Source organism: Gemmatimonadaceae bacterium (genome assembly GCA_020852815.1).
Classification (GTDB): domain Bacteria; phylum Gemmatimonadota; class Gemmatimonadetes; order Gemmatimonadales; family Gemmatimonadaceae; genus SCN-70-22.
Window position 1 is genome coordinate 99,941 of record JADZAN010000036.1, and the last position, 16,751, is coordinate 116,691.

General features: G+C 69.1%; 11 protein-coding genes. 9 read left to right on the forward strand and 2 right to left on the reverse strand.

Features of this window, described 5'->3' with window-relative positions; all coding sequences use genetic code 11:
- The first annotated feature begins 3 nt into the window (after positions 1 to 3).
- Together IT359_18095 and IT359_18100 are read left to right on the forward strand one after the other, a co-directional pair.
- On the forward strand, positions 4 to 708 hold the full coding sequence (locus tag IT359_18095) for an HAD hydrolase-like protein (protein MCC6930908.1): 705 nt from the start codon (positions 4 to 6) through the stop codon (positions 706 to 708).
- Positions 705 to 1,874, forward strand: coding sequence for a folate-binding protein YgfZ (locus IT359_18100; protein ID MCC6930909.1), 1,170 nt, complete (start codon positions 705 to 707; stop codon positions 1,872 to 1,874). Before IT359_18095 ends, IT359_18100 begins: the two co-directional genes overlap by 4 nt.
- Before the next feature lie 90 nt (positions 1,875 to 1,964).
- Here the strand turns inward: IT359_18100 and IT359_18105 are convergent, their stop codons facing one another.
- Positions 1,965 to 2,156, reverse strand: a complete 192-nt coding sequence (locus IT359_18105) for a hypothetical protein (GenBank protein MCC6930910.1) — start codon at positions 2,154 to 2,156, stop codon at positions 1,965 to 1,967.
- 530 nt (positions 2,157 to 2,686) lie between these two features.
- Here IT359_18105 and IT359_18110 point away from each other — a divergent pair.
- The 4 genes from IT359_18110 (at position 2,687) to IT359_18125 (ending at position 7,537) form a co-directional block, all read left to right on the forward strand.
- Positions 2,687 to 4,780 (forward strand): molybdopterin oxidoreductase family protein, encoded by a 2,094-nt coding sequence (locus IT359_18110; GenBank protein MCC6930911.1) that lies wholly within the window; start codon positions 2,687 to 2,689, stop codon positions 4,778 to 4,780.
- A gap of 86 nt (positions 4,781 to 4,866) precedes the next feature.
- The gene (locus IT359_18115) at positions 4,867 to 6,345 is read left to right on the forward strand and encodes a magnesium chelatase (protein ID MCC6930912.1); all 1,479 of its coding nucleotides are present in this window, start codon (positions 4,867 to 4,869) and stop codon (positions 6,343 to 6,345) included.
- Between the two features lie 7 nt (positions 6,346 to 6,352).
- Entirely contained in the window at positions 6,353 to 6,898 is a 546-nt protein-coding gene (locus tag IT359_18120; GenBank protein ID MCC6930913.1) for a GNAT family N-acetyltransferase, read from the forward strand.
- Between the two features lie 3 nt (positions 6,899 to 6,901).
- Positions 6,902 to 7,537 (forward strand): cytidylate kinase-like family protein, encoded by a 636-nt coding sequence (locus IT359_18125; GenBank protein MCC6930914.1) that lies wholly within the window; start codon positions 6,902 to 6,904, stop codon positions 7,535 to 7,537.
- Positions 7,538 to 7,596: 59 nt separating this feature from the next.
- Here the strand turns inward: IT359_18125 and IT359_18130 are convergent, their stop codons facing one another.
- Positions 7,597 to 10,209, reverse strand: a complete 2,613-nt coding sequence (locus IT359_18130) for a glycoside hydrolase family 3 C-terminal domain-containing protein (protein MCC6930915.1) — start codon at positions 10,207 to 10,209, stop codon at positions 7,597 to 7,599.
- Positions 10,210 to 10,350: 141 nt separating this feature from the next.
- On the opposite strand from IT359_18130, the gene IT359_18135 reads away from it, so the two are divergent.
- The 3 genes from IT359_18135 to IT359_18145 all read left to right on the forward strand — a co-directional run bounded on the left by IT359_18135 (position 10,351) and on the right by IT359_18145 (position 16,736).
- Positions 10,351 to 11,277 (forward strand): creatininase family protein, encoded by a 927-nt coding sequence (locus IT359_18135; GenBank protein ID MCC6930916.1) that lies wholly within the window; start codon positions 10,351 to 10,353, stop codon positions 11,275 to 11,277.
- 249 nt (positions 11,278 to 11,526) lie between these two features.
- Entirely contained in the window at positions 11,527 to 13,410 is a 1,884-nt protein-coding gene (locus IT359_18140) for a CocE/NonD family hydrolase (GenBank protein ID MCC6930917.1), read from the forward strand.
- Positions 13,411 to 13,619: 209 nt separating this feature from the next.
- Entirely contained in the window at positions 13,620 to 16,736 is a 3,117-nt protein-coding gene (locus IT359_18145; protein ID MCC6930918.1) for a PAS domain S-box protein, read from the forward strand.
- Positions 16,737 to 16,751: the final 15 nt, after the last annotated feature.

Consider the following 16,751-nt stretch of genomic DNA (forward strand, 5'->3'; position numbering starts at 1 on the left):
CCGATGTCACGCCGCGTCATCGATACGATCCTCATGGAGTTCGATGGCGTCCTCGCCGATACGGCAGAGGCGCGACGACACGCTATGCTCTCTGTCCTGCTCGAGGACTCGATCTCGCTCCAGCCCGACGACTATCACGTTCATTGCGCGGGACTCCCCACTGCAGACGCCGTGCAGCAGGCGCTGGATCTCCTGCGGGTCGAATACGACGAGACGGGGATCGAGTTGCTGGCGCTGCGCGTCGATCGCGCCTTCAGCGCGCACCTCGGCAAGGGCCTCACGCTGGCCGAGGGGGCGCGTGAGGTCGTGGAGCGCCTCGCGGCGCAAGCGCGAGTTGGCATCGTGAGCCGGGCCAACCGGCGCGACATCGAGTTCGCGCTCACGCTGGCGCGGATCGAGTCGCACGTCGCGGTGGTCATCGGGGCGGAAGACGTATATCCTCCCAAGCCATCCCCCGCCCCGTACCAGGCGGCGCTGCGGCGCCTGGAGCACAGGCGCCCAATGCATGCCGACGGAATCGTCGTGGCGCTCGAGGACTCACAGAGCGGCATACGCTCGGCGAGCGCCGCGGGACTCCGCTGCATTGGGGTGGGACGCATCCCGGCGCACATCGCCCTGGAAGCGGATGCGCTCATTCCCGCCATCGCCGGGCTCGACGTGCGCCAGGTCGAGCAGCTGGTGGCGCACGAGGGAGAACGGTTCGCATGAGTCACGACTCGCCGCCAGGTGGCCGCGCACCCGGTTCGCACGACGCGCCGTTGCACGCCACGGAACAAACGATCGACAGCGCGAAGCAACTCCCCACGCCGATGCATGCACCGATCGACACTCCGGCCGACTTCGGCGACTGGGCCGCCGAGTACGCCGCGCTGCGGCACGAGGTGGCGCCACTATCGCACACCCGGCTCGCCGGTGGTGCGATCGTCGTGGACCGGTCGTATCGGTCGCGCGGGACCTTTGCCGGCGCCAAGGCGCGCGAGGTGCTGACGGGACTCATCACCAACGATGTCCTTGCCCTCACCGCGGGTGAGGGGTGCTACGCCGTGGCGCTGACCCCCAAGGGGAAGATCCTGGCGGACGTTCGCGTCCTGGCGCGCGCCGACGACGTGCTGGTCGACGTGCCGCCGCGTGCGGCTGCCGGGTGGTGGGCGATGATCCGCAAGTACGTCAATCCACGGCTGGCCCGCTACGCGGACGTCACGGCGCAGACGGCGGAGATCGGCGTGTTCGGGACGCGTGCGCATGCCGTGGCGGCGGCGGCGCTGGGGCTGTCGTGGGAGGAGCTCCATCGCATGCCGCTCTTTTCCCATCGCGCGGTCGACGCGTCCGGGCTCACGTTGCAGCTGGCGAGAGTTCCCGATCTGGGGCTCGAGGGGTTCTCGCTTCTCGTCGCGCGCGAGCGGCGCGACGCGCTGTGGGCATCGCTCATTGCCCACGGCGCGCGCCCGGCAGGGCTCCATGCGGTGGAAGTGGCCCGCATCGAGGCGGGGCGCCCGGAGTGGGGGATCGAGATGGACGAAACGACGCTGGCGCAGGAAGCCAACATGGAGGCGTTGCACGCGATCTCGTTCACCAAGGGGTGCTACACGGGCCAGGAGACGGTGGCACGCGTGCACTTCCGCGGGCACGTCAATCGCCAGTTGCGCGGCCTTCGTTACGATGAGTCGCAGGTGCCGTCGCGCGGCGCCGAGGTGCGCGACTCGTCAGGAAAGGCGGTTGGCGATGTGCGAAGCGCGCTGGTGTCGCCGCGCCTGGGGGGCGTCGCCATCGCGATGCTGCGGCGCGAGGTGGAGCCGGGACGCGAAGTGGACGTGTCGTACGGGAGCGCGACGATTCGAGCGCGCGTGGTGTCGCTCCCCTTTCCCGAGGGATAGCGGGTACGTGCGCGGGAAGTGGGAGGGGAGAATGCGCGAGCGGGCGCGACCAGATGGTCGCGCCCGCTCGTGGTTGCCGTTCGGCGAAGCTTAGTGCTTCGTCGTGTCAGCGGCGGCCGAGTCGTGCTTGGCGGTGTCGACCGTGGCGGCGCTGTCGGTAGCGGGAGCCGGGGCCGGCGCCATGGCCGGGGCGGCAGCGCTATCAGCGGCCGGGGTGGCCTCTTCCTTGGCGCCGCAGGCGGCGACGAACAGCACGGCGGCGGCGAGAGCGAAACGCTTCATTGCAGGATCTCCAGGGGACGGGGAAGAAAGAAAGTTGTACAGCCGGACTACAAGACCAGTGCGTCTTTGGCCAATCCGGCCGCAGCACGCCGCGCTCTCGACTCAGAGCAGTTGGCAGGGTTTCGGCTGCGTCGTGCGCCTAGAAGCAGCCAAAGGATGGAAAAACCTCCCGGATTTCCGCCCGCCTCCCAACAGCGCAGTGAATTTACGTCCCATGATGCTGGAGTCAAGAGCAACGGACGATCCAAGTGTCGACGTGGCAACGTGTTTCCCCTTCAACCCTGCATGCCCGGTCTGTTGTGCATGTCACAGACGCGCCAACCCGGCCCGGTCCCTCGACCGTTTTTCGGGGATGCTGCCCATTGTGCGTTGGGCGGCGCGTGGGTCAACCGGCTGGGAGCGCGGCACGGCCGTCGTGCTCAGGATGAGCGGAACGAAAAATCGACGCCCGCGCCCTTGGCGGTTCGGGTGCGTTCGCTAGACTGCTTGACCGGGCGCGCCCCCCTCACTCTCGCACCCTCGCCACTCCCGTGATCAGCGCCGATACGAGCACGGCCCCCGAAACTGTCGTTCGCGGAGTCTGCCCGCACGACTGCCCCGACACGTGCGCCATGCTCGTCACGGTGCGCGACGGGCGGGCGGTGCGCGTGCAGGGCGACCCCGAGCACCCGGTCACCGCGGGATTCCTCTGCGCCAAGGTGAACCGGTACCTCGAGCGGACGTACCATCGCGATCGCCTCACGACGCCGCTGCGCCGCGTGGGGAAGAAAGGAGAGGGGCGGTTCGTCCCGGTTTCGTGGGATGAGGCCATCGACGACATCGCGCAACGGCTCACCGCGATCGCCCAGTCGAGCGACGGGCCGCAGTCGATCCTCCCCTACTCGTACGCCGGAACGATGGGGCTGCTCCAGGGTTCGAGCGTCGACCGGCGATTCTTTCACGCGTTAGGCGCGTCGCGCCTGGACCGGACCATCTGCGCCACGGCGGGGAAGGTCGGGATGATGATGACGATTGGCGCCAGCATCGGGGCTGATAGCGAGGGGGTCCCCGGCTGCGACCTGGTGCTGCTGTGGGGGACGAACACCCTCACCTCCAACCCGCACCTCTGGCCCTTTGTCCTCCGGGCGCGCGAAGGCGGGGCCCGGGTGATTGCCATCGACCCGGTCAGGACGCGCACGGCTGAGCAATGCGACGAATGGCTGGGGATCCGCCCGGGGACCGACGCGGCGCTCGCCCTGGCCATGATGCACGTGCTGTTCGACGAGGGGATGCAGGACGACGACTACCTCGCGCGCTACACGCTGGGAGCGGACGAACTGCGCGAGCGGGCAAAGGAATGGAGCCCGGAACGCGCGGCGCCGATCACGGGGCTGGACGCCGACACGATCCGTTCGCTGGCGCGACGGTATGGCAGGGCGCGTTCGGCGTTCGTCCGGATCAACTACGGATTGCAGCGCCACGCCGGCGGCGGCATGGCCGTGCGCACCATCGCCTGCCTCCCGGCCATCACCGGCCACTGGCGGCGCTCCGGCGGCGGCGTGCAGCTGTCGACCAGCGCCACCTTCCGGATGAATACCGCCGCGCTGGAGCGCCCCGACCTCAACCCCGATGTGCGGACGATCAACATGATCCGCCTGGGGGATGCGCTCACGCGCCCGGACGCTGGTGTGGGTGGGCCGCCGGTGAAGGCGCTCGTGGTCTACAACTCGAACCCGGCCGATGTGGCGCCGGAACGGAACACGGTGCTGCGCGGACTGGCGCGCGAAGACCTGTTCACCGTGGTGCTCGAGCATTTCCAGACCAACACGGCCGACTGGGCGGACTACCTGCTGCCGGCCACGACGCAGCTGGAGCACTGGGACGTCCACACGGCGTACGGTCACCTGTACGCCGGGCTCAACCGCCCGTCGATTGCGCCGTTAGGCGAGGCGAAGCCCAACACGGAGATCTTCCGGCTGCTGGGGCGGCGCATGGGGCTCGACCCCGCGCTGTTCGCCGACGACGACCAGCAGCTCGTGCGCCTCGCGCTGGAGTCGACGCACGAGCGGATGCGGGGCGTGACGTTCGAGCAGCTGCTGGAGAAGGGGTGGGTGCGGCTCAACGTCCCGTCGCCATACGCGCCCTACGTCAACGGCGGCTTCCCGACGCCGAGCGGGAAGTGCGAGTTCCGTTCAGCGCGACTGGAAGCGATGGGGTTCGATCCGCTCCCGACGTACATCGCGCCATACGAGCTGCCCGAGACGGCGCCCGAACTCGCGGCGCGCTATCCCCTCTCGCTGATCTCCTCGCCGCGTCACTTCTTCCTCAACTCGACCTTCGTGAACATCGAGTCGCTGCGGAAGGGGGCGGAGCCGGAGTGCATGTTGCACCCGGTGGATGCGGAACGGCGCGGGCTCGTGGCGGGATCGCGGGTGGTGGTGCATAACGATCGCGGTCATTTCGTGGCGCGCCTTCGCGTGGAGCCCGGGGTGCGCGAGGGGGTGGCGTGGACGCCGTCGGTGTGGTGGGGGAAGCTGTCGCCGGACGGGCAGAATGCGAATGCGACGACGTCGCAGCGCGAGACCGACCTCGGGCACGGCCCCGTGTTCTACGACAACCTGGTCGAGGTAAGCGCCGCCGACTGACGGCACCGGGTGCGGTGCACCGGCCGGCCGAACGACTTGACGGCGTGCGGCGTTGTAGCTTCGACCCTTCGATTCCCGGAGATCACGTGCCGTCCGCGTCCCTCCCCTCGACACTCGGCGCCCTCAAGGCGCACCCGCTTGGCGACCGTCGACGCGTCTTGCGTTCCGTGAAGGATGAGCTTCGCGAGAACCTGATGGCGAAGTTGCGCGACGGTGGGGCGCTGTTCGACGGCGTGATCGGTTACGAGGACACCGTGATGCCGCAGATCGTGAACGCGATCCTGGCGCGGCACAACTTCATCCTGCTGGGGCTTCGCGGGCAGGCCAAGTCGCGAATCCTGCGCGCGCTGGTCACGCTGCTGGACGAGGTGATACCGACGGTGGCGGGGAGCGAGATCAACGACAACCCGTATGCGCCAATCTCGAAGTTCGCGCGCCAGCGACAGGAGGAGATGGGCGACGAGACGCCGATCGCGTGGGTGGAGCGCAGTCACCGCTACGTGGAGAAGCTGGCCACGCCGGACGTGACGATCGCCGACATCATCGGCGACGTGGACCCGATCAAGGCGGCGCGCGGGGGACACATCCTGTCCGACGAGCTGACGATCCACTACGGGATGCTGCCGCGCGCGAACCGCGGGATCTTCGCCCTGAATGAACTCCCCGACCTCGCCGGCAAGGTGCAGGTAGGGTTGTTCAACATCATGCAGGAGGGCGACGTCCAGATCAAGGGATATCCGGTCCGCCTCGCCCTCGACGTGCTGCTCTGCTTCACCGCGAATCCCGAGGACTACACGGCGCGCGGCAAGATCATCACGCCGCTCAAGGACCGCATCGGGAGCGAGGTGCTCACGCACTATCCCGAAACGGTGGAGCTGGGGATGCAGATCACGGCGCAGGAGGCGTGGACCAATCGCGGGACGCTTCCGGTGCGGATTCCCGACTTCGTGTCGGAGGTGATCGAGCGGATCGCGTTCGAGGCGCGCACCGACAAGCGCATCGACCGTCGTTCGGGCGTCTCGCAGCGCATGCCGATCTCGGTGCTGGAGAGCGTGGTGTCGAACGCGGAGCGTCGCGCCCTGCGGCACGGGACGCCGGAGATCGTGCCGCGCCTCTCGGACCTGTACGCAGCGCTTCCCGCCATCACCGGCAAGATCGAGTTGGAGTACGAGGGCGAGCTGGTCGGCTCGGCGCACATCGCGCGGGAACTGATCCGGCGTGCGGCCGACGGCGTCTTCCGCGACCGGGCGGGGGGCGTCAACCTCGACGACATCATCCTCTGGTTCGAGGACGGTGCGGCGTTGCAGGTGACGGACGACGTGGAGGCATCCGTGCTGGCCCGTGCCTTCGCGGTCGTGCCCGGGCTGGTGGCGCTGGTGCATCGCGTGGGGCTGGCCATGCCGACGGACGACGCGACGACGTCGGCGGCGTGCGAACTCGTGCTGGAGTCGCTGGTGGCGCGCCGAAAGGTGTCGCGCTCGGACACGGGACAGTACGTGCGCTCTCCGCAGGAGCGCCGGGGGCGCGGCGGCCAGCAGGACCTCGGCGGCGGCCTGTCGGCCTGACGATCGCATGCCGACGACGCGCCGCCCCGCTCGTGCCGGCGTCGCCGCCCGGCGGCCGTCGCGCGTCGTGATCCGCGCGGCCACTCCCGCCGACCTCGATGCGGTGGTGTCGCTGCGGCTGGCCTTGCTGCGCGAGGAAGCGCGCAATCCGCTGTTTGCCCGCGCGCGTCGTGACCTGCCGTCGCGCGTGGCCGACCTCACGGCGTTGCAGCTGTCGGCGACCGGCGAGGTGACGCTGCTGGCGCTGCACGGAGCCGACGCCATCGGGATCCTGCGCGCCACCAGCTCGCGCGGCACCCGCCTCGTCCACCCGTTGCGTTATGGCTTCCTCACCTCAGCCTACGTGCGCCCCGCGCACCGGCGCGCCGGCGTGCTGCGGCGCCTGCTCGAGGGCGCCGAGGCCTGGTGCCGCGACCAGGGACTCACCGAAGTGCGATTGCACTGCGCGCTGGAGAACGTCGAGGGGAACCAGGCGTGGGACGCCCTCGGCTACGCCCCCGCCGAAGTGGTGCGGCGCCGCGTCCTCCCGCCGCGACCGCGGCGGTCGGAGTAGGACATGCCCGTCGTCACCGTCTCCCGGACGTTTGGCTCGGGCGGCAGCCTGGTGGCCGCGGAGCTGTCCCGCCGGCTGCAATGGGCGCTGCTCGACAACGCCTTCGTGGAACGCGTCGCCATCGGGCTGCACACGACGCCGGCGCACGTGCAGGCCATCGAGGAGCGACGCCCGTCGCTGGCCGAGCGCATTGCCGACGCCTTCGCCTACAGTTCGCAGGAGATGCTGTCGGCGCCGCTGGGCGCCCCGCTCCCCCCCACGGAGGAGCGGATACTCGAAGTGACGCACCGGGTGATCGACGAGGCCGTGGCGCGCGGACCGGTGGTGCTGGTGGGGCGCGGCGCGCAGGCATGGCTGGCCAACCGCGTCGATGCGGTGCACTTCCTCTGCGTCGCGCCGCACGACGCCTGCGTGTCGCGAGTCGTGGAGCGCGAGCGCGTGACGCCGGCCGACGCGGCGAAGCTGATCGAGGACACCAATCGCAATCGCGAGGCCTATGTGCGGCGCAACTGGCAACGCGAGTGGCGTGACCCCGCCAACTACCACCTGTGCGTCAACACGGGGTTGCTGGGGATCGACGGCGCCGTGAACGTGGTGGAATCGTTCGTGCGCGAGCGGCTGGGAATCATGCCGCGCTGACCCGGCCGCGCCGCGTCGGACGCCCTGGCGCACGCGACGCGTGACGGCGCTGTTCGCTGTCAGGGCGCGCGCACGTCGATGACGGCGCGCAGGCGCGCATCGGCCGAGGAGGGGCCCGCCAGCAGGATGAAGCGCCCCGGCTCCACCACGCGCGCCAGCGCCGCGTTGATCAGGGCGAACCGCTCGGCGGGGAGCACGACGTCGGCGGTGCGCGACGCACCAGCGGCGAGCGAGACGCGCGCGCTCCCGGCCAGCGCCAAGACCGGACGCGCCACGCTTGCCACCTCGTCGCGCAGGTAGAGCTGCACCACCTCGTGCGCCGGGCGCTCACCCGTGTTGCGCAGGAAGATGCGAGCAACCACCGCCTGCCCCGCTCGCGGCGACGTCGGCGCCACGATCATCGAGTCGTAGGCAATCGCGCTGTAGCCAAGGCCGTGGCCAAAAGCGAAGGCGGGGCGACCGGTGAGGTCGAGATAATCATCGCCACGCCCGGTGGGGCGGTGAAAGTACGAGAGCGGGAGCTGCCCCTCGGCGCGCGGAACGGTGATCGGGAGATGCCCCGACGGCGGCGAGTCGCCGAGCAGGAGTGCGGCCAGCGCCTCGCCGCCAGCCTCACCCGGGTACCACGCCTGCACGAGTGCCCCGACCCGGTCGCGCCAGGACTCGGTGATCACCGCGCTGCCGGCGATCAGGACGACGACGACCGGGCGCCCAGTGGCGATGACGGCGTCGATGAGCGCCTCCTGGTGCCCCGGCAGGCGCAACGATGCGCGGTCACGAAACTCCCCCTCCTCGATGCCGGCGACCACCACGGCCACGTCGCTTTCCCGCGCCAGCGCTGCCGCACGCGCAATGTCGCCGCGCCAGTCTCGCGCCGTCGCATGGTCCCACAACAGGCGGATGCGCCCGGCGCCCGTGCTCTCGAAGTACTCGAGGCGGATGGCGATGTCCCGCCCAACGGTGACGGGGACGGTGATGCTCGCGGTGGAGTAGCTCCGCTTGTGCCAGCGGTCGATGACCAGGCGGCCGTCGACGTAGAGGCGAACGCCGTCGTTTCCCTCCACGGCGAGCGTGAGGGGTCCGGAGGCCGGGGGGGTGAGCGTCCCTTCCCAGCGCGCGGAGTACCAACCGTAGGCGAGGGTGCTATCGGGGCCGCCGAATGGCCAGGTGAAGTCGATGGTGGCATCGGTGCGCGTGAGCGATGGCGCACCGGCAAGGGTGATGTTGGGGAAGTAGGTGCCCCGCAGCCCGCCGCCTAACGCTGATGCCGGGACGGGGACGAGTGCGGGGCTCCCGCGTCCCGGCCCCGGGGCATAGCGCACCTCGCCGCGCCCGCGGAGCCGCGACTCGAGTCCGGCGCGAATCGACACCACGCGTTCTCCCGGCCCCGCATAGCCACCCAGCCGGGCCTCGTCGGCATCCACGCCGATGAGGGCGATGCGTCGCGGTGAGCGCAGGGGGAGCGCCTGACCGTCGTTATGCAGCAGGACGAACGAGGCGCGCGCGGCCTCGGCGGCCAGCGCTCGATGCTCGGCGCGCATCGCGCTGTCGGATGCGCTGTCGAAGCGCACATACGGCTGTTCGAAGAGGCCAAGCTCGAACTTGAGACGGAGGACGCGCAGGACGGCGCGATCGATGACGTCGCGTGGGATGCGGCCGGGCTCGAAGGCGGGGCGGAAGAGCGCGGCGTGGCTGGCCGACGTCTGCAGGATGACGTCCAGCCCGACCTCGAGCGCGCGCTGCGCCGACGCCGGGTAGTCGCCCGCGGTCATGTGGAGGACGTTGGCCCCTCCCACCCCGCCGGCGTCGGACATCACGACACCGGTGAAGCCCCAGTTCGTGCGCAACGTCTCCGTGAGCAGGAAGCGGCTCGCCGACGCCGGGGCGCCGTTGACGGAGTTGTACGACGCCATGACCGAGCGTGCGCCGCCAGCCGCAATCGCCGAGCGAAAGGGGGGAAAGTGCAGCGCGTCGAGCCACTGTCCATCGAGGTCGATCGGGTAGCTGTCACGCCCGCCCTCGCCCACATTGGCGACGAAGTGCTTGGGCGTGGTGACGACGCCGGCTTGCTCGACGGCGTGCACGAAGGCCACCCCCAGCTGCGAGGCGAGCTGCGGGTCCTCGCCGAACGTCTCCTCGGTGCGTCCCCAGCGAACGTCGGTGGCCACGTTGAGCACCGGCGATAGCAGCTGACGGATGCCGCGCTCGCGCGCCTCGCGCGCGGTGGCAGCGGCCACGCGCGCCACGAGCGCTGAATCCCACGTGGCGGCGAGGGCGATGGCCTGGGGAAAGACCGTCGCCCCACCCTGCGCCAACCCGTGCAGCCCCTCCTCCCATGGAATCATCGGGATGCCGAGGCGCGTGCGCGTGACGAAGTAGCGCTGCAGGGCATTGATGCGCTCGGCGACCTCGCGCGCACCGCCACCTGGCCCCGGCCGCACCTGCAGGCCGTACACGCCGTGTTGCAGCACCGCCAGGTCGAGCGTGGTGTCGTCGGGGATGGCGAAGAGCTGCCAGAACTTCTCCTCCGACGTCATGCGCGCGAGGAGATCGGCGGCGCGCACGTCCGGCGAGAGCGATGCGTTCCGATAGCTCGCGTCGCGCGGCGCACACCCACCGAGTGCGAGAAGACCCGCGGCGCAGGCGATGAGCGAGGCACGTCGACGATGCATCGAGCGCAGGCAGCGGGTTGGTCGGGCGGGAGCGCGCACGCGGGCAACGCCGTACGTCGGGAACGCGACGAAGATGCCCGGCGCCCTCGCGGCCGGCAATCGTGCGCCGCAACTTCCCTCACCCTCACTCCTGGACGTTGCATGTCACGCTGGTCATGGCGCACCGTTGTCGCCCGTTCTCCCCGTCTGTGGCGGCTCGTCTCGAGCGCCTCCACGTTGCTCGTCGCGACCGCAGTTGCGTCACCTGAGGCGCGGGCGCAAGGAGTGCCGCGACGCGCCAGCATCAGTGCACACAGCGCCGCGGAGCAACGCGCCCTGGCCGCCGCCGGGAGTGTGCGCATCGCCGAACTCCCGTGGACGGAGGCGATCGCTCGCCTCGACAGCTCGACCGTGGTGGTGATCCCGATCGGTGCCGAGGCCAAGGAGCATGGGCCGCACCTGCCGCTGAACAACGATTGGTTGCTGGCGGAGTACTTCGCGCAGCGCGTCGCGTCGAAGACACCGGTCGTGCTCTATCCCACGATCAACTACCACTTCTATCCGTCGTTCGTCGAGTATCCCGGGTCGACCACGTTGCAGCTGGAGACGGCGCGCGACGTGGTGATCGACATCGTGCGCACGATCGCCCGGCACGGGCCGCGCCGCTTCTACATCCTCAACACCGGCGTCTCGACGCTGCGCGCCCTTGCACCGGCGCGCGACACACTCGTCGCCGATGGCCTCGTGGTGCGCTACACCGACATCTTGAACGTGGGGCGCGAGGCGGAGGAACGCGTGCGCCAACAGCGCGGCGGGACGCACGCCGACGAGATCGAGACGTCGATGATGCTGTACATGCATCCCGAGGTGGTCGACATGAGGAGAGCGCTGGACGACTACCATCCGGGAAGCGGCGGGCTGACCCGTGACTCGGTGCGCGCGGTTCGCGAGCAGAAGGTCTGGTCGCGCTCGGGGACGTTCGGCAACGCCACGCTCGCCACCCGCGAGAAGGGGCGAATCGTGACCGAGGCGCAGGTCGCCGGGATGCTGGCCGAGATCGAGGCATTGCGTCGCGCGACGATCCCGTAGGGTGTCCCGGAGGGGAGCCTGGAAGGCGTCCCGTCTCAACTTTACGCCGCCGGTGGGCGTTTCCCTTCTTGCCGGCACGCGAAGTCCATCCAGCGTTGTCGGCACCCGCGGCGGCAGTGGCACATGCCGCCGCCCCACTCCATGCAAGGGTTCCGTATGCGCTCCTTCCTCCGGCTCCTCGCCGCCCTCCGGCTCCTCACCGCCCTCCCGCTCGTTGCAGCGGCCGTGGCCGGTGCCCAACCGCCGCAGATGGGCAACACCGTGCAACTGCGCGCGCGCCGCGACTCGCTCGAGTCCGAACTGCAGCGCATCGCCATCGTCGACCGGAAGGTCATGGTGGTCATGCGCGACGGGCTGCGGATGCAGGCCGACATCTATCGCCCACGGCAGGCGAGCCAGAAGGTCCCGGCGATCTTTGTCCGCACGCCGTACAACTTCAACTGGTGGGACGTGCGCCTGGGCGCCCCCGCCGACATGTCGCAACAGCTGGAGGCGGTGAAGCGCGGCTACGCCTACGTGGTGATGAACGAGCGCGGCCACTTCTTCTCCGAGGGGAACTACGACATCCTTGGACCGCCAACGACCGATGGCTACGACGCGATCCAGTGGATCTCGACGCAGTCGTGGGCCAATGGCAAGGTCGGATTGATCGGGTGCTCGTCGACGGCCGAGTGGCAGATGGCCGTCGCCGCGCAGGCGCCGCCCGGGCTGGGCACGATCATCCCGCAGGGATTCGGGGCGGGGGTGGGACGTGTGGGGCCGTACTACGAGCAGGGCAACTGGTATCGCGGCGGCGCGGTGCAGATGCTCTTCATCGCCTGGCTGTACGGCGAACAGAACCAGGTGCGCCCCATGCTCCCGGCCAACCTGACACAGGAGGAGCGCATTCGCTTCTCCAAGTCGTTCGATCTCGGGCAGCAGCTGCCGCCGGTGGACTGGGCCCGCGCGCTGCGCCACCTCCCGGAGATGGACATCCTCAAGGCGGTCGACGGCCCGCGCGGGATCTTTGCCGACTCGATGCCGGGCATTGCCACGGGCGGCGCGATGGTGAAGCGCGCGCCTAACGACTCGGCGTGGTACCGCGGCGGCCTGTTCCACGACAACATGACCATCAACGTCCCCGGACTCTGGTTCATGTCCTGGTACGACGTGTCGGTGGGGCCCAACCTCGCGACATACAACCACGTGCGAAAGACCGCACGCCCCGAGATCGCCAACCAGCAGTACGCCGTCATCGCCCCCACGCTCCACTGCGCCTACAAGCGGGCAACGGAAAACACGATCGTCGGCGAACGCAGCGTGGGCGATGCACGCCTGGACTACGACGCGCTCACCTTCGGCTGGTTCGACATCTTCCTCAAGGGCGAACAGAGCCGCCTGCTCGACACCCTCCCCAAGGTGCGCTACTACACGATGGGAATGAACAAGTGGCAGTCCGCCGAGAGCTGGCCGCCCAAGGGTGCCGAAACGCTGACGTATTTCCTCGCCAGCGGGGGCAAGGCCAACTCGGCCAAGGGCGACGGCGTCCTCACCACGAAGCCGCCCAAGGTCGACACACCCGACGCCTTCTCATACGACCCGATGAACCCGGTCCCGTCGTACGGCGGCAACGTGTGCTGCACGGGGAACGCGGTGATCGGCGGCGCACTGGACCAGCAGAAGATGGAGGAACGCGACGACATCCTCGTCTACACCAGCGAACCGATGAAGGAAGGAATGGAGGTCAGCGGCCCGGTCGAGCTCACACTCTACGTCTCCACCGACGTCAAGGACACCGACTTCACGGTGAAGCTGATCGATGTCTACCCGGACGGTCGGGCCTACAATCTGGATGAATCGATCCAGCGGGCGCGCTACCGGGAGGGCTACGACAAGGTGGTGTGGATGGAGAAGGAGAAGGTCTACAAGGTGAAGGTCGGCCCGCTCACGACGTCGAACTACTTCGAACCCGGACACCGCCTGCGCATCGAGGTCTCGGGGTCGAACTTCCCCCGCTTCGACCGGAACATGAACACCGGCGGCAAGAACTACGACGAGACAACCGGTGTCGTGGCCCACAACAAGGTCCACCACAGCACCAAATATCCGGCGTCGCTGACCGTCACCGTCGTCAAGCGAAAGACCGCGTCCTGACGGCCGCGCGAGTGGCGCCCGGTCAGCACGACCGGCGCGCTACTCGTTTGCCGACCGTGGCCTGCCGATACTCCCACTGAGTCCTCGTCGAGGCATCTGCCCTCGCGCAGGACGTCACGCCCCAACCGCAACGCCCGGATCACTGTCGACGCCACGGCTCGTACGCGTCGCGTCGATTGACCATACCGTATGGCCAAGCTTCCGAACACATGAGCGATGTCCCCACGCCTGACGACGCGAGCGTGACGACGCAGGCAGTGTCTCCCGATTCGAGGGGCGGCGTCGGCGATGTTCTCGAGCGTGTCTCGGACCTGCTGCCGGGGTCGGTCTACGCGTTCCGGCGCTCCCGTGATGGGGCCTACTCGTTCCCCTTCGTCACGCAGCGCCGGGATTTCTTCTTCGGCCTGGTCCCCGGGGCGCTGCACGGCGCCGTCGAACAGTTCTTCGCTCGCGTCCACGCAGATGATCTCGCCGCCTTCTCGGCGTCGATCGAGCAGTCGGCCGCCGAGCTGACGACGTGGACGCACCGCTTCCGCTTCATGCACCCGGAGCTGGGTGAGCGGTGGATCGTCGCAAGCTCGCACCCGGAAAAGGACGCCGACGGAAACGTCACGTGGTACGGCGTCGCGACCGACATCACCGATGCGGTCGCATCGGACCGCGAGATGAATCGTCGCCAGGCGATGCTGTCGGCCATTATCGATTTCAGCCCGTCGGTGTTGACGGTGAAGGACCTCGCGGGGCGCTACGTCCTGGGCAATCCCAACATGCAGCGGCTCGTTGGGCGCAGCGAGGCGGAGATCGTCGGCCGGACGGCGTTCGACCTCTTCGACGACGAGTCGGCGCGTAATATCGTCGCGATCGACCAGCAGGTCGTTGCTACTGGCGAGAAGGTGCGCGCCGAGGAGCGCGTGGTCGTGGACGGCGTGGAGCGCTTCTACAACGCCCACAAGTTCCCGCTGCTCGACGAGAACGGACGCGTCGGATACATCTGCTCCATCTCGCTGGACATCACCGAGCAGCGACGAAACGCGCTTGAACTTGCGGAGCGCGAGCTCCTCTTCCACAACGTCTTCAACGCGCAGTTCCAGTACATGTCGGTACTGGACCCTGACGGACGGGTGCGCGAGATCAGCGATCTCCCGCTCAAGGTCGCACACGCGCGTCGCGAGGACTACGTCGGGCAGTACTTCTGGATGGCGCCAGGGTGGCGCGACCGACCGGAGTGGCACGCCATCTGGCAGGATCGCCTTCGCCAGGCCGCGGCGCAGGACGGCCCGGTGTTGACCGAGGACGAGTTCAACCTCCCCGACGGCTCCATCGGCTACGCCGACGCCGCCACCACCGCCGTACGCGATGCGCACGGCGAGCTGCAATACTACATCATCCAGGCGAGCGACAGCACGGCGCGCAAGCGTGCCGAGCTGGCGCTGCGCTCCAGCGAGCTGGCGAACCGCACCATCCTCGACTCGCTCTCGGATGGCGTTTTCGTCGTGCACGAGGGCGCCATCGTCTTCGTGAATCCGGCGTTCGCCTCGATGCTGGGGTATACCGTCCCCGACATGGCGCGGCTGGCGATCAGCGACCTCATTCCCGCCGAGCACCGCGGCGCGTGGCAGGACGTCCTCGCGCAGACCGCGGGTCGAAACGACCGCACGGTCACGCTCGCGATGGAGCTGCACACCCGTGGGGAACCGCGACGCGTGGCCATCGAGTTGCGGGCGCGCGCCGTGATGTACCTTGGGCGCCCCGGCGTCCTCGGCATCGTGCGCGACGTGACGGAACGGCTCAAGAGCGAGGTCGCCCTGCGCCAGAGCGAGCTGCGCTTTCGACAGTTGGCGGAATCCGTGCGGGAGGTCTTCTGGCTCTCCAATGTGGAGAAGAACGAGGTCCTCTACATCAGCCCTGCCTTCGAGACGATCTGGGGGCGGTCGCTCGACGCGCTGCGCGACTCGGCGACGCTCTGGATGGAGGCCATTCACCCGGACGATCGCGAGCGCATCGAGCGCGCGGCGCGCGAGCAGCAGGCGCAAGGGACGTACGACGAGGAGTACCGCATCGTCCGCCCGGACGGCGAGATTCGCTGGATCCACGACCATGCCTACCCGGTGCGCGACGAGTCGGGCGTCGTCACGCGCATTGCCGGCGTGGCCGAGGACATCACCGAGCGGCGAACGCTCGAGGAGTCGCTGCGCCAGACGCAGAAGATGGAGTCGATCGGGCAACTGGCCGGTGGCGTGGCGCACGACTTCAACAACTCGCTGACGGTCATCATGGGGTGCGCGCGGCTGCTGGAATCGGAGCGCACCATGTCGTCCGACTCGGGCGCACTCCTGACCGAGATCCAGCACGCGGCCGAGCGCGCCGCGTCGCTCACCCGCCAGCTGCTCGCCTTCAGCCGCCAGGAAGTGCTGGCGCCGCGTGTGCTCGACCTGAACGTGGCCATCGGCGACACGCACAGGATGCTCGAGCGGTTGCTGGGCGAGGACGTGATGATCATGACGTGGCTGGACCCGTCGGTGCCTAACGTCAAGGTCGACCCCGGGCACGTGGTCCAGCTCCTGATGAACCTGGCGGTGAACGCCCGCGATGCCATGCCGCATGGCGGCACGCTGGAGATTGCGACGGCGCTGGTACGGCATGACGCCGAGCACGTGCGGCACCACCCGGGGCGCCTCGAGGGAGACTACGTCGAGCTGCGCGTCTCCGACGTCGGCACGGGGATGTCGCCGGAGATCGTGTCGAAGATCTTCGAGCCGTTCTTCACCACCAAGGCGGTGGGGCGCGGAACGGGGCTGGGGCTGTCGGTCGTGCACGGGATCGTGACGCAGAACGACGGCACGATCGACGTCGAGAGCACCCCCGGCGTGGGGACGACGTTCCGCGTCGCCTTCCCGGCGGTGTACGAAGGGACGCTGGAGCGCACACGCGGCCCGGCCAACATGCGCGCCGTGGGGACCGAGCGCCTCCTCCTGGTCGAGGACGACGATTCGGTGCGCCGCATCGCCGCGCGCGCGCTGCGGTCGGCCAACTACCACGTACTGGTGGCCAACGACGGCGTGGAGGCGTTGCAGCTGCTGGCCGGGTTGGCCGCGCCCATCGACGCCCTCATCACCGACGTCGTGATGCCGCGCATGGGGGGCGCCGAACTCGCCGACGGCGTGCGTGCCATCTGCCCGCAGGCGCGCATCCTGTTCACCAGCGGCTACACCAACGACGCCCTGTCGCGCAGCGGGATCACCGAGGAGAGCGTCGCCTTCCTGCAAAAGCCCTACGCCGTCGACGACCTCCTCGAGGCCACCCGGCGCCTGCTCGATGGCGGCTGAGCAGGCGCGGCCGGC